This window comes from Methanobrevibacter sp., assembly GCF_045120835.1.
In the GTDB taxonomy this organism is placed as follows: Archaea; Methanobacteriota; Methanobacteria; order Methanobacteriales; family Methanobacteriaceae; genus Methanocatella.
The window spans coordinates 31,964-48,600 of the sequence record NZ_JBGVFE010000009.1; the positions used below are offsets into that span (position 1 = coordinate 31,964).

At 35.4% G+C, this 16,637-nt stretch carries 4 protein-coding genes; all 4 read left to right on the forward strand.

From position 1 onward, the window contains the following. Positions 1-87: 87 nt before the first annotated feature. The 4 genes from ACJMLO_RS00720 (at position 88) to ACJMLO_RS00735 (ending at position 16,493) form a co-directional block, all read left to right on the forward strand. Positions 88-750, forward strand: a complete 663-nt coding sequence (locus ACJMLO_RS00720; protein WP_405292939.1) for a hypothetical protein — start codon at positions 88-90, stop codon at positions 748-750. Next, positions 751-1,281 (forward strand): DUF367 family protein, encoded by a 531-nt coding sequence (locus ACJMLO_RS00725; RefSeq protein ID WP_405292941.1) that lies wholly within the window; start codon positions 751-753, stop codon positions 1,279-1,281. It begins immediately after the preceding gene. Positions 1,282-2,001: 720 nt separating this feature from the next. Continuing rightward, the gene (locus tag ACJMLO_RS00730) at positions 2,002-8,130 is read left to right on the forward strand and encodes an Ig-like domain repeat protein (protein WP_405292943.1); all 6,129 of its coding nucleotides are present in this window, start codon (positions 2,002-2,004) and stop codon (positions 8,128-8,130) included. Positions 8,131-8,276: 146 nt separating this feature from the next. Continuing rightward, complete coding sequence (locus ACJMLO_RS00735) at positions 8,277-16,493, forward strand: hypothetical protein (RefSeq protein WP_405292945.1); 8,217 nt, start codon at positions 8,277-8,279, stop codon at positions 16,491-16,493. Positions 16,494-16,637: the final 144 nt, after the last annotated feature.

Genomic DNA, 16,637 nt, shown 5'->3' on the forward strand with positions numbered 1-16,637 from the left:
TTTTATTAATATTTAAATATTTAACTAAACCTATATTAAAGACTTTTTACTAAATTTATATTATTAACAGTTATAGGAGTATTTTTAATGGAAAGTAAAAATATAATCATAATTGCAGTAGTAATTGTTGCAATCGTTGCAGTTGTAGGAGTAATCTTTACTACTGGAATATTGAATGGTGAAGATAAAAATGTACAGACTACTGATTTTAAAACAGAGTTTATGGAAGGTAAATTTGCAGGAAATGTAAAATTGGTAGACGATAAGGAAAAATTCATGCATTCCTACAGGGATAAGGAAAACAAGATTACTTATAACATTTCAACAGTGGATGATTCAGATGCACTGATGGACATTTATTACCTGCAGGGTGTTATGAATCCTGAAAAGAGAACCTTCAATGGCAATGAATGGAATATCTACTTTACTCAGGCAGTGCCGGGTAATGAAACAGACTCTAACGATACAATGAATATTGTCATTTGTCAGTCACAGGCCAAAAAGCAAGGATATCTGATTTACATGATTATCGATGCGGATTCCAAAGTAAACGCAACACTGAACACCTATGGTGAGTCATACACTGATTTTGTCGAACCTTTACTCAACAGCATAACTTTAAAGGAAAGTAAAAACGTTCCAAAAATCAATGAGGAATTTGGATTGACAGAAGATCAGTTTGCCGAACAGATGGAATTGGTCCAACAGGTCAAGGCAGGAAACACTTCCGCACTTGAAGGTACTGGTTAGATGAGAATTACAGTTTTTCATGCAAATGAATGCGATAAGAAGAAATGCACTGCCATCAAATTGGCAAAGATGGGCAAATGCCGTCTTGTTGACAATATCAATAAGATTCCATCAGGTGCAATCGTTCTTAATCCCTATGCTGAAAAAGCTGTATCCTATGAAGACTACCGTTATGTTCAAAGAAGAGGAATTGTAGGGCTTGACTGCTCATGGAATGAGGTGTCAAGTTCTAAAAAATTCTTTTCACTGTCCAAATACCATCGCTCCCTACCTTTTTTGATAGCAACCAATCCCGTAAATTATGGAAAGGCATGCATACTGTCAACCGTTGAGGCCATTTCTGCAACATTGTATATTACTCGCTTTAAAGATGAGGCTCGTGACTTGATGGAAGGCTATAAATGGGGACATACTTTTTTAGAGCTGAATCATGATTTGCTTGAGGCATATAGCGAAGCCGATACCAGTGGTGAAGTTGTTAAGGTTCAAAATGAGATACTTTCTGAAAAGGGCATTAATTCAGAAAGATAATCTTTCTATTTTTTTTAAAGTATCCTTAGGGGTTTATTAGAATATTTGCTATAATTAAAATTAAATTTAATGCAAACAATCCTATAATAATATTTTTATATTCAAACTCTTTAATTTGATATATAAAGATAATCAAGATTATTGTTATGATTAAATTAAGAATTGATATCCATATCATGTTTAATCAACACCATTTTTTAGTAATGGGAAGGTTTATATAATGAAAAAAAGAAAGGAAGTATTATGGGATTAGTAACCCCATAATACTTGTAATATTAATTGCAATATTGAAATTAAGATTTGCATAATTCCAAGTGCAATTAATATCACTTCACTTTTTTTCATGGAATGACCTCCATAATCGAGCTACTTGACATAGCTCTAATGGTTAATTATATTTTTAATTGCATATAAATCTATTTATTCTCATTAGGGATGTATATGATGTTTATTCATTGTAATATGTATGTAAAATTGTTTTGAGTTGGCAATATTGCTTTCTGTTAGAAAAATTGTTCTCATTTCAAAGAAAAATAATCTTAAATATTTTAGAATTTACTAGTAAAACTAGACTAATGTATGCACTTCAATGAAAAGTCAAAATGAATTTTTAGAAAGCCATTAATTTTCAACCAAAGTATTTCATTTATATTAATTTATAAATACTTCAGTTTTTAAAAATAATTAACAATTAAAACATTTTTTAATGAGTTGTTAATTATGAAGCTTAAAAAGATAATGCTGGCGGCATGCATTCTGCTGGCTATTTTAACAATATGTTCTGTTAGTGCAAATGAAGATGTTGATTTTAATGAAACGCTATCAGAAGATGTTTCTTTGGAGGATAGTTCCATCCAAAGTGATGTTTTGGGTGAAGGCGAAATTAATGAGGACAATTTTGATTATTGGTTAAGTTCTCATGAATCCATTACAAAAAGCGATGATGAAATATGCTGGGTTAATTTTAATGATGTGGATTCAGGATATATTAACTTCACAATAGAAAATCCTGATGGGGGATACAGCGATTATTCTAAAGATGTTGATGGTGATGAAATTTCCTGGACTTTGAATGATTTGGAATTAAGCGATTTGGGTTTTTACAGATTCAACCTATCCTATGTACATGGGGAAAATCAATTGTTTTTAGCTGAAAACCACGATTTTCAATTAACCCAATTTGATTATGAAGTTTATGATGATGACAGTATCTTCAAAGATTATCCTTTTGATGTTATAAGGGTTTGGAGTGAGGATATTGATGTTGAAGTTCGAGTAGATAATGTTTTATGTGATAATGGTGGCGAAAACCCATTTAGGTGGACATTATCTGATTTAAACATTGATGGTGTTGGGGATTATGAAATCGTTATTAAAGCGAATCGGGATAATTTTGAAGAAGAGTTCAGATTTGTTTTAAATGTTGATGATGATGCTGACTATTTCAGGCTCATTTCCAATAATCTTGGTGTAAGGATGTGGGATTGTGATGGACCTATTCTATATCTTATATCTCCAAACGACAAAATAGGCGAGAACGTTACATTCATAATCAACGATGTTGAATCTGAATTGAATATAACTTCTCCTTTAATGAATTGGACTTTAGAGGATCTTGGAATCGAAGAGGATGACGGTTTTGAAATTAAAATTCTCTATTATGATGAAGAAGTAGCAAGAACTTATTTTAATGTCGGGTGCAATGACTTAATATATTTTGAAGTAGGGGATGAGGATGAAATTTTTTATCTGGATAATCCTGGATATATAGTTCATATCTATTGTCCTGAGGATATGTCCGGAAAATTAAGCCTCTTTGTTGATAATGCTGAAAAATTTCGGACAAATATCTATTCTGACAAGGTATATGAATGGGATTTAAAATCATTGGGCATTACAGAAGAGGGTTACTATAATGTTACATTTAAATTCCAAAGCGATAATGGCAGAACAATCAATAGGGAATATTATTTTAATGTCAGGGAATTTGAAAATGATACATTCAGGGCTAAGGTTGTGGATGTTGAAGAACGCAAATCACTTTATTTCTTCTCTCCTGCAGATAAAATAGGAACAATCACATTGACCTTTAAAAATTGGAATGAGGATAATGATGACTTTGACTATGTTGATACAGTCATATTGGAACTTAATGAAACTCATTGGAATAGATGGACTTGTTTAAGTGGGATGCTGGGCGGTAATGTTGAAGTTAAGGTAAATGATACAGACATTCTCGTGGAGTACCCTTGGGGGAATGACGGTGAAAACTGGTATGAGATTAGTGACAATGAAATCTATCCTGGAGATGTGGCAATCTGGGTATATGTAAGCAATATTGATAATAATTATACGATTAATGTTACAAGCGGAAATTATACGTTCTTTAAAAAGGTATCTGAGCTTGGCGAGTATGATGAATGGTGTAACGGCAATTACCTATATCCAATCACAATCGATGACCTTGACTTGCTACGAACTCTCAACGATAAGGATAAAGTGTTCATATTCTTTGATGCTGATGATTCGTTTAATCGGTCCAGCTGGATTCCTTATCAAACATATACTATTGAAAAAACTGAAAACTATAGTAAATTCTATGATTACTGGGATCTTCGTATAGATTTGATCAAAATCGAACTGGTTGGTTTTGAATTAACTGGTGGAGGTTTTGTTCCAGGGGATTATGAAAAAGAGGATGTCCCACAAGAGGAAATTAAGTTCGTCAGAATCACAGTGCCGGACTCTTTAAACATAACAGAAACAGGAAATGTTCATATTACTTATGGAAATCAGTATTTGACTAAGCAGTTATCCGATCTGGTTTATGAGTACAATTATCAATGTTTAGGTAAAGATTATTATGTCCTGTTGGGCGATTTGAATCTGGCAAACCTTAAAGACAAGGATGTGGTAAATGTTTCAGTGACATCTAATGATGAAATATTGGGTTCAAACAGATTTGTCATGCATTTGACAGATGAAGGTTGGGAATTTGACTATTACCAGGATTCAATCGATTTAATATTTTATTATGGTCAAATAGGTGATCTTGAGTACGGAGTGGATGGTGACCCTGATGCCATAATCGAGTTGACCATCCCTGAATATTTAAACATCAATGAAGGAACAATTATAATCACTGATGAAAATGGAGAAGTGATATTTTCAAAATCATTATCCGAATTCGAAGATGAATACAAGTCCTATGATGGTTACCAGTCATACAGCTATTGGATTTCAGATAATGTCACTGAATTCGATTACAGCTGCTTCAAACAGAATGTGTCTTTTACGGTTTCATTTAGCTATGGTAACAATACTATAATGTTCGCTAAAGGTATAAGAATAGGGGATAAATTATTCAGAATCAATACTCCACGGGATGTGGAAAATTATTTCAAGATTACCATTTCCGATAATGTGCTGATTAATGATACGGACAACGTAATCGTCATTGAAGCTACAGACCGTGCTAACAGACAGAGTATCGTTATTGGCTTGGGTTCAGGTTACTTTGTCGTTTATGTTAATGATGTAAAAGTTGAAGATTTGGGAAGATTGATTCGTGTTGAAAATGAAACAGAACTTGAACTCTTCCGTTTACATGGTGGAAGCGTGGGTTCAACTAAATTATACATTTACCTGTCTGATTTAAATGTAACTGAAAACGGAATTTATAACATTAGGATTGCGCATCACTCCGAGGATTATGACGACGGCACTGCGGCTCCAAATTCTGAAACTGAAGTGTTCAATAAGAATATCACATTGACTTCTAACGTTAAGGTTGAAAATGCGACATCAGATGTGCTGACAGGTTTCGGTATAGATCCTATCTTATTGTACTTGGATACCTATTATGGCGAAATTGATGATGTGACAGGCAATGTCACAGTCTTAAATTCTGCAGGTGAGGCAATATTTGAGGGAGACATTAGGAGTTTGTCCTCTGAAAATGGCAGATACTATTTGAAATACTCTGATTTTAAGGATAAGAATTTCGGAGATAAAATCACTGTAATGTATGAAGGTAATGAGAGAAGCGCAAACACAACAGTTGATGTGTTGTGGAAAGATGTTGATTCCACTGATTTTGCTCCCGCTGTAAATGATGATGTAAACGACTATTACGGTGACTTCATCAATTTGAACATTCCTGATTTGCTGAGCGAAGGTCAGATAATCGTTACCTTGAAATTTAAGGGAAATCACTCAACAAACCTTCCAAACATGAATGTAACCAGTGACTTTGGAAGTCAGGCAATTTACAGGTTTGGAGTTGCAGACATTAAAGCAAACTACGCTGGCGGATTCAAGTTATCTCTGTCTGATTTGGGATTCTATGAGGATGACGGTGATTATGAAGTGGATGTTAAATTTACCGCCGATGGTGTGGACATATTGGACATAACCAACAATACACTCAAAGTTGCATTTTCAGATGATATTTTAATCACTATTGATGAAACAACCAGATATGCCTTTGAACAGGAATTTGCAAGAGTGCGTGTATTTGAACCAACAAACGCTTATGTTGACTTATACGTTGACGGCAATCTATTTGCTCATATGACCTCATTTGAAGAGGGTTTAATTAAATTCATTTCATCAAAATCATGGGCTCCCGGCATGCATACTGCTGAGATCAGGGTAGTTCAATCCGAATTTGAAAGATTATTGAATTCATCAGCAGTGACATTTGAAGTGTTGACACAAACAAGGGATGTTGATGTGGCTGTTGGAGATAATGTTAAAGAAAATGAGCATGTTAGCGTTAATATTACCGTTCCAAAAGAGGGTAATGTAACTATTGATGATGTCCGTTATGAATTGCATGTCGGTTTAAACATTATTGATTTGGGAAAATTGTCCTATGGAAACCACACAATGTGGGTTTTATACGAAGTGCAGCTTGATGACGGAGGCATTTCATTTTATAACAATTACGTTTCAGTCTTTGTCGGTGACGATGGGCACTGGTTGGATGTTCCTGATCCATTGGTTTTAGGTGATGACGATACAATCAAGATGAATCTGGGTGAGGGTGCAACAGGCAGTGTTTCAGTTGAAATTGACGGTAAACCTGTAGGTTCCGTTGATTTGGTTAACGGTTGTGCTGTGTTTAAATTGACTGACTACATTACAGGCGCAAGCAAATATGGAATGCATTCCTACAATGTCATCTACTCCGGTGATGCAAATCATGACAGGCTATCTAGGAACGGAACATTCTATGCGACTTACATCTTTAAGGATGACATTATTGCTGAGGGATATCCTTTGAAGGACTCTTATGTTGTTACCGTTACATTGCCTGATGATGCAACAGGTACTGTTCATCTGCTTGTCGATGGTGGAAACGGACAAGATTTTGAATCTACAGTTAAAGACGGTAAGGCGGTATTCACAATCACCGATTTGACAATGGGAGAACATTTGCTCGTTTTCATTTACTCAGGTGACAGTAACTATCCTCGTGATGACTATGCTACAGTTTTAAATGTTAATTACTTTGCTGTTGTTGGTGAAGTATCCGGTGATAAACGATATGTTAGTTTGATGCTTCCTTCTAATGCAACAGGCAATCTGACTGTTTATAATGACAATAGGATGTCAGTATTGGCTTCTGTTCCAATTGTTGATGGTAAGGCTGCCATTGATTTGAGCAGTGTTCCTGTGGGAATATATGAGATTAGGGCTTACTATGATGGCGATGACTATGATGTCAAATCATTTTCAGCCACTTTCAGAGTAATGCCTAAGGTTAATATCACTCAGGACATAGTAATGGGCGATAACGGCAATATATTCATGGATTTGGATAATGCAACTGGAGATATTCTTATTGCGATGGACGGTTTGGACCCTAAGGTTTTAAGAATTGAAAATGGTATAGTGAATTACACTTTCTCAACAGAAGGATATTCCTATGGAAACCATACCGTCAATTTCATCTATTTCGGTAAGTCATTTGATGGATACATATTCTTTGAAGAGGATGGAAGGACTCAAATTGATTATCCTTTACATATTCTGCCTAAGGACACCACTTCTGAAGGTCAGTCAAACAGGGAGGTTGTAACCATTTATGTCCGTGATAATGAGACAGGAAATATCGCATGGGATGCTGAAGGTACCGTCCAGTTCTTCATTGACGGTGTTGAAGTCGCTGTTGTGGAAGTGGTCAACGGTATCGCTACCTTGGACATTTCAGGTTTCAAGGAAGGGGAATTCGTGCTTTCATGGATTTATTCAGGGGACAACAAGTATGGATCATCTTCCAATTCGCTGCCTTTAAATGTAAACCATGAAGTCGCAAAAATTATTGCCAAGGATACCAGTGTCCTGTACTCTGCGGGAAATGTTTATTCCGTTGTAGTCTATAATGCTGATGGCACAGTGGCCGGAGGAGTTAGAGTGACATTCTCAATTGACAATAAATTTTATCAGACTGCAAATACTGATTCAAACGGTGTTGCAAGAGTTGTGATTACAAGCTCTCCTGGATCTTACAGGATTGCCGCAAATGCTTTAGGAATAAGTGTCACTAAAAATTTAAATGTCAATCACATTATTTCCCTTAAGAATGCCAAGGTTAAAAAGTCTGCCAAAAAGCTAGTGCTTCAGGCAAAGCTTATGAAGGTCAACGGAAAATATCTTAAAGGCAAAAAAATTACTTTCAAGTTCAATGGCAAAAAATATGTTGCTAAAACCAATAAAAAAGGAATTGCAAAAGCAACTGTTAAGTCCAAAGACTTGAAAAAGCTTAAAGTAGGTAAAAAAATACAAATCCAAGCGACCTACTTAAAAGACACTGTCAAAAAAACCATTAAAGTCAAAAAATAAGGAATTAACTCTCCTTATTTTATCTTATTTTTTTTCAATTTCCCAAAAATGCTGATGAAAGTTCTAACTTTATATTAAATTATATATAATTTATTTTAAAGAAATAATAGTGTATTGAAAAATTTATATTTTTGGGTTGTTGAAATATGAAGTTTAAAAAGATTTTGCTAGTAAGCATTATCTTACTGGCAGTTTTAACAATAGGCGCTGTTGGTGCATCGGATAATATTACTTCCGATGAGCTGTCAGCGTGTGATGATGGAGATATATTGGATATATCTCATAATGATGAATTAAGCGACATGAACAAAGATGATGTCAGCATTGCAGTGGAAGATATTGATACTGCCAACCCTAGTGCTAATTTTACTACTATTTCTGTAACGGAACGGGTTGGAAACTTTGTAATTTGCTGTGATGACGGTGAAAATTCAAAAGAAGTGTATAGAGATTATTTGTCCTCTAGTGATAAGTACTATGAAAAAGAGGGTAAATTCTGCTTCGGAGTTTCTTTTGAGGATGTAAATAATTATATTTCTGAACATATTCAAAATGGAAATACTTTTTATGATGAAGTCTCATCTGCAAACACTTTAAGATTTGTTTTAGAATATCAGGATACTGATTTTGTCACAAAAACATACGATGTTGATTTTGATGGAAATGTAATTAGACTTGATGAGAAAGTTATAGATAAATATGCCTTTAATTGTTTTTTCCATTCTTATTCCTATATGGCGGATAATGATTTTACTGTAGTTCAGGTTTGGCCGAATGAGGTCAGTGTCGGAACTTTGGTTTTGAATGTCACCAAATCTAATGGCGATTCTCAATGTTATTCCAAAGATATTGAGAATGATATGGAGGATAATCAGGTTTATTGGCAGTTAGGTGAATTGGATATTGTTGATGAGCCTGGAGTTTATGCTTTTAATGTATATTATAATGATGATTTGGAATTGGATTCTTGTAATTTTACTTTGACACAGGTTAATTTCAGGGCTATGGATGGTAGAATCTATTTTGAGTATCCTTTTGAAGTTTTAAGGGTTTTCAGTGAGGATGCTGATGTTGAGGTTTATGTTAATGACGATTCAACTCCTTGTGAGATGCTTAATGAGGATGGGATTTATTGGACTTTGTCTGATTTAGGCATTTCCGGCACTGGTGATTATAATATTACTTTCATTTCTTATGATGATGGGGATGTTGTTGATAATTTGACTTTTAATCTGAATGTTGTTGATGATTTGGATGAGTTTTGTGCTTATTCTTCATTTGATAATCAGGTCAATGATTTGGAAACTCCATTGATTTATCTCTTTTCACCTGGAGACAGGATTGGTGAAAAGATTAGCATGTATGTTGATGATGAGTATTTTGATGATTTTGATGTCGTTTCCAATTGGATGAGTTGGAATTTGGCCGAGCTTGGAATAGATTCCAATGGTGGTCATGGCATCAGATTATGTGATGCGGATGATAATGAATTTGCATTCATATGGCTTGATGTTAACTGCATTATTTCATCGGAAAGCTTCAATCCTTGGGTGTCCAGCTTCGAACAGGTTAATTCTGAGGAAGACCCATGTATAGTTAATGTTCATGTAGATTACAATGTTCAGGAAGGGGGCATAAACCTAACTATCGTCAGAGATGGCGAAATTATTTTCAGTGAAGTGAAATCCATTGAAGAAAATGCAAATGAGGACCATGATGTCTATTGGTCATTAGATGAGCTAAGGGAGCATGATATACTTAATGATGTTGGAGAATATCTCATAACCTTGAAATATGTCGGTGATGAGGTAGAATTTGGTTTATGTGATGAATGCACTTTAGTATTAACCGAATTTGCATATAATATATATCAGGGCAATATTCACATTGCATACCCATTTGATGTTATAAGGGTTTGGAGTGAAGATGTCAATGTTGAAGTTATTTTAAATGGCACTTCATATAGTAATGGAGAAGAAAACCCGTTAAGATGGACATTATCCGATTTAAACATTACAGAAGTTGGGGAATACACCATCACTGTTAAAGCAAGCAACGATGAATGTGAAGATGAATTTTCATTTAATTTAAATGTTTATAATGATACAGATTCATTCATATTAATTTCTGATGATTTGGGTATTTCAGATTGGGAGTTGGATGGCCCGGTTTTATACCTCCTATCTCCAGATGATAAAATTGGTGAAACCTTTACATTAAGTGTAAATGATGAGGAATCCGAATTGGAGATTACCGATTCCCTGATGAGCTGGAACTTGGAGGATTTGAACATCTATGAAAATGGAGATTATGATGTCAGAATCTTTGATGGTGATGAAGAGGTAGCACAGATTAACTTTTACATTGATTGTATTGAGGAAAAAATCAGAGTTAATTTCTGGGATGAAGGAGTGCTTTATGATGATTGCACTGATGAGGTCATATCAATTGAAATCCCTGATGATGAAAGATGGGGAACTATTCTAATCCTTGTTAATGGCGAAGAAAGGATAACTTGGGATATTGATGGTAATGATTATAATGACTGGTCATTAAGTGATTTGGGAATCACCGAGGCCGGTGAATATGAAATCAACGTTAAACGCGTTTGGGAAGATGATGGAATAAACGAAGAAGAAGACATTGATGAAGGGTTTTTAAATGTAACCACATTTAACTATGATGCATTCAGAGCATTACTGGATAAGGATTCAGAGGTTATTAAAATCTATTGTCCTGATTATGCAAACGGAACTATTTATATCAGTGTTGAAAGACGCGAAGAAGATGAAGACCCTGTAAGTGTACATGATGAAGACTATACAATACAAGCTGAGGATAAGGATAACTGGATTGAATTTTTATTAAAAGATTTGGGATTCATGCATGACGGCAATGAGTATGGCTTTGACATACTTGTTAGGGATGATAGTGATGATGAAGTTGATCATTTCTCAATGAGCTATTCAGTCGAAAAGATTAATCCTGACGTATGGAATGATGAGTATCCTCTTTATCTTGATTGTGATGCTAGTGTAATTAGAATTGATATTCCTAGGGGCAATTTCGGAAGACTTGAAGTCATTGTAAACGATGTCAAGCTGTATTCCTTTAAAGTTAAACCAGATAGGGAGTATCAATGGAATCTGGAAAGCTTAAACATCACTGCACCGGGTCAATCTAATGTCACCGTCAAATTCATTGGAAATGACGGCAGCGAAGAAATACTATGTGATGAAACTTTAAATGTTGTTGAATTTTTAAACGATACTGCCAGGGTAAAAAGACAGCCTAATCCTGAGGACGATGAGGGATCTTATAATTTATACTTGTTTGCTCCTGAGAATTCAGATGTCGCTATCGTTGTTTCTTTAATTCATGAGGCAGATGATTGGTCTTGTGTTGATGAGTTTGAACTCAAAATAAACAGTACCTACTATAATAAATGGATTAATATAAATGATTTAGTTGACAGTGTTGATTTGAAAAGCATGTATACTGCTAAATTCCGTGAAAGCACTGATGAGGAAGGCGAAAAGATTTTTATAGTCGATTTATATCGCATCGGGGATGAGGAAAATTCAATTTGCAATTTCGAAATCGACTATCGGGAGAATGTTGATTTAAATGAACTGATTGAAGATGTTTTAAATAGCAATTTTTACCTGGAATGTAATGGTGTTACCTGTAATGGGGAAAATGTAAACATTGAAGAATCTCCGGAGAATGTTAAAACTTATCCTGGAATCAGCATCAACTATCATGATTCCCATGATGACTTCTTTGATTCTAAAAATGAGATAGCTTATGTATTTCTACCATATGATAACTTCGGTGACAATGTCAATGTTACAATCACCAGTGGAGATCTTGAATATTTCATAAACTTCAATGGGGATTCAGAATACATATGGTACAATTATAATTATATCTATGTAATCAATCGGGGTGTTGTAAATGACTTTGCAGGCATTCCGGATAAGGCCAAAGTTATTTTCACAATAAAAAAAGCCGACAACAGTAAAAATACTTATACATGTTTCCTTAAAAAGAATACGCTTGAATTATACTTGTTCGATGAAAATGATATGCTCCTTGATTTCAACATCTTGATGCATGGTGAAGAGGATGATGATGAAAACATTCCTGTAACATTCAATGACACTAAAATTGGGGAAATATTTGCAGAAGTAACCATTGGAGAGGAATATAACGTAACTGATGGTGAGATAGTTATTTTCAGTGGAGATAAGATTATTCTATCCAGAAAATTATCAGAACTGGAACAGAAAGATGTTTATGCTGCTGGCGGAACCAGATACTATCTTCCTTTCGAAGGTTTTAACCTCGAAGGCCTTAAGGATAAGGACTTGATTAATTTCACAGTAGTCTCTGAGGGTAAGGTGATTCAATCAGCTACATTAATCTACCGTATTGTTGATGAGGATAATGTACAATTCTTTGAGTTGTATACTGATATCAATTTCGATATCCATTATGAAAAGCTAGCAAATCCGAGTTATGGAGTTGCAGGTTCAATTTCAGACGGTTCATTTATCGTGCTTGAAATTCCAGAATACAGGGACATAAAAGAAGGAGAAATAGTTATCATTCGTGATGATACTGGTGAAGTGTTGTTTAGCAAATCCCTCACATCATTTGACAATTCAGATTCCAGATTCAGTTTAGAGTTTGTTGAAGACCATCAGTCTTGGGAATATGTTATAAATGCAGATGAATCAATTTACGGAAAATTCCCTGAAAATGTTAATATGACATTTTCATTCAATTACGCCAATAACAGCATTTCCCGTAAAGCCGTAAGAATTGGTGATAGCCTATATAAAATTAACACTCCTTATGACATATCCTTATTGTTCAATGTAACTATTGAGAAAAATGTAATATGTCAGGGTGAAGGAATTGCAATAAGTATCATTGCTGTTGATGCAAACAGACAAAGCATAAATATTGATTTGGGTGGAGGATACTTTGAAGTCTATATAAATGATGTTAAGGTTGAAGATTTAGGAAGAATCAACAGATGGAATGGTGAAACAGAACTTGAACTCTTCCGCTTAACCAGTACCAATGAAGGAACACCTGAACTATACATTTCACTGGAAGACTTGAATATTACAGAAAACGGTATCTACAACGTTAAAGTATATCATCATGCTAGAGGCGGTGATAATCATTTGGATAATGAAACTACATTATTATTAGACCAAGACGTCACATTAACATCAAACGTTAAAGTCGAAAATGCGACTTCGGAGGTTCTGACAGGTTTCGGTATGGATCCTGTCCTATTGTACTTGGATACATATTACGGTGTAATTGATGATGTAACCGGAAATATTGCAGTTTTAAATTCTGCCGGTGAGGAAATATTCAAGTCAAACATTAAAAGTTTATCCAAGGATGATGAAGGCAGATATTACCTTAAATACTCTGACTTTACAAACAAGGACTTTGGAGATAAGATTTCCGTAATTTATGTTGGTAGCGAAAGAAGTGGTAACACCACCATTGATGTATTGTGGAAAGATGTTAATTCCACTGATTTCACACCTGATGTAAGTGATGACGTTAACGACTATTACGGAGACTTCATTAATCTTAACATTCCTGATTTGCTGACTACAGGCCAGATAATCGTTACCCTTAAATTCAAGGGAAATCATTCAACCAACCTTCCAAACATGAATGTAACCAGTGACTTTGGAAGTCAGGCTGTTTACCGATTCAATGTTGCAGACATTAAGGCAAACTATGCCGACGGATTCAAATTGTCTCTCTCCGATTTGGGATTCTATGAGGATGATGGGGACTATGATGTCGACGTTAAATTCACGGCCAACGGCGAAGACATCCTGGATATAACCAACAACACTTTAAACGTTGCATTTTCAAGAAATATTTTAATTACCATCAATGAAACATTAAGATACAATTTTGAAGTGCCTTTCGCCAGCGTTAAAGTCTTTGAGCCAACAAACGCTTATGTTGACTTATACATTGACGGTGAATTGTATGCTCATAAAACCAGCTTTGATGATGGTCTGATTGTCTTTGTTTCTTCAGCCGGATGGGCTGTCGGAAATCACACTGCAGAAATTAGGGTCATAAACAATGAATTCGGATCACTTTTAAATTCATCAACAGTTGCCTTTGAGGTTTTAGCTCAAACTGATGATGTCGAAGTCACACTTAACGATAATGTCAAGGAAAATCAGCATGTTATTTTGACAATAACTGTTCCTCAGGATGGGGAAGTGCTGATTCAGATTGATGGTGTAAATAATTATCGTGATTTGGTTAAAGGCAGAAATGCTATTGATTTAGGTTTATTGCCATATGGAAATCACACATTATGGGTTTTATATGAGAATAATGACACCACATCATTCTATAACAACTATCTGTACGTATTTGTTGGTGATGACGGTCACTGGTTAACAGTTCCTGATCCTTTGGTTTTAGATGATGATGATACAATCAGAATGAACTTGGGTGAAGGTGCAACAGGAAGCGTTTCAGTTGAAATCGACGGTAAATTGGTTGGTACTGTTGATTTGGCTAACGGTTGTGCAGAGTTCAAATTGACTGATTACATTACCGGTGCAAACAGATACGGAAATCATTCCTATGTTGTTACTTACTCAGGAGATGCAACCCATGACAGGCTTGTAAGGAAAGGAACATTATATGCGACCTATATCTTTAAGGACGATATAACTGTTGAAGGATATCCGTTAAAAGGATCTTATGCCATTATCGTTACTCTGCCGGATGATGCCACAGGTACTGTTCGCCTTTCTGTCGATGGTGCAGGCAGTATGGGCAGCGGCCTGATTGGCGCTGATGAAAATGATAATGGAAAAATTTATGAGTCTGCAGTTAAGGATGGTAAGGCGACATTTACAGTCACCGATTTGACTATGGGCGAACATATAATGATCTTTACATATTCTGGAGACAATAGCTATCCTCGCGATACTTACAGCAAAATCTTGAATGTTACTCACTATGCCGTTGTTGGTGAAGTGTCAGATTATGAGAGATATGTCAGTTTGATGCTTCCGTCTAATGCAACAGGCAATCTGACTGTTTATAATGACAACAGAAAGTCAGTATTGGCTTGCATTCCAGTCGTTGACGGCAAAGCGGTCATTGATTTGAGCAATGTCGGTGTCGGCATATATGAGATTAGGGCTTACTATGATGGTGATGACTATGAAGTCAAATCATTTTCAGCTACTTTCAGAGTAATGCCTAAGGTTTATATCTCCCAGGATGTTGTGATGGGGGACAACGGAACCATATTCATGGACCTGGATAACGCAACTGGAGATGTTGTAATTGCAATGGACGGTTTGGATCCTAAGGTTTTAAGAATTGAAGAGGGTATTGTGAATTACACATTCTCAACAGAAGGATATTCTCACGGAAACCACACCGTAAACTTCTATTACTTCGGTAAGTCCTTTGACGGATTTATCTTCTATGAGGAAGATGGAAGAACCAAGATTGACTATCCGTTGCATATCCTGCCTAAGGAAACTACCTCAGAAGGTCAGTCAAATAGGGAGGTCGTTACCATTTATGTCCGTGATAATGAGACAGGAAACATCGCCTGGGATGCTGAAGGTACTGTTCAGTTCTTCATTGACGGCGTTGAGGTCGCTGTTGTGGAAGTGGTCAACGGTATTGCAACATTGGACATTTCCCAATTTAAGGAAGGGGACTTTGTGCTTTCATGGATTTATTCAGGGGACAAAAAATATGGATCATCCTCCAATTCACTGCCTTTAAATGTTAAACATAACACTGCAAGAATCAATGCAGGTGATGCGAATGTATTGTATGCCAACGGCAAATATTCAGTAACTGTCTACAATGCTGATGGAGCAGTAGCTAGTGGAGTTGCCGTGACATTCTCAATAAACAATAAGGTTTTCAAGACTGTAAACACTGATTCCAAAGGTATTGCTAGTGTTGTTATAACAAACGCTCCTGGATCCTACAAGATTACTTCCAAAGCTTTGGGTGTAAGCGTTACCAAGAATTTAAATGTAAATCATATTCTTTCACTCAAGAAGGCTAAGGTTAAAAAGTCAGCCAAAAAGCTTGTGCTTCAGGCAACACTCAAGAAAGTCAACGGAAAATATCTTAAAGGCAAAAAAATAACCTTCAAGTTCAACGGTAAAAAGTATGCTGCTAAAACCAACAAAAAAGGAGTGGCAAAAGCAACCATCAAATCCAAAGACTTGAAGAAACTCAAAGTGGGTAAAAAAGTAAAATACCAGGCAACCTACTTGAAAGATACCGTCAAAAAATCTATAAAAGTAAAAAAATAAGGATTTAACGTCCTTATTTTAATATTTTTTTAAGTTCGGATTGTGAAACAAAAGTTTAACGAAAAAATTTTTATTCTTCTTTTTTTGTTAATGAAAGCTTTTTATTTGCTTGAAACTTTTTCAAAACTAATATATATCTCTAAA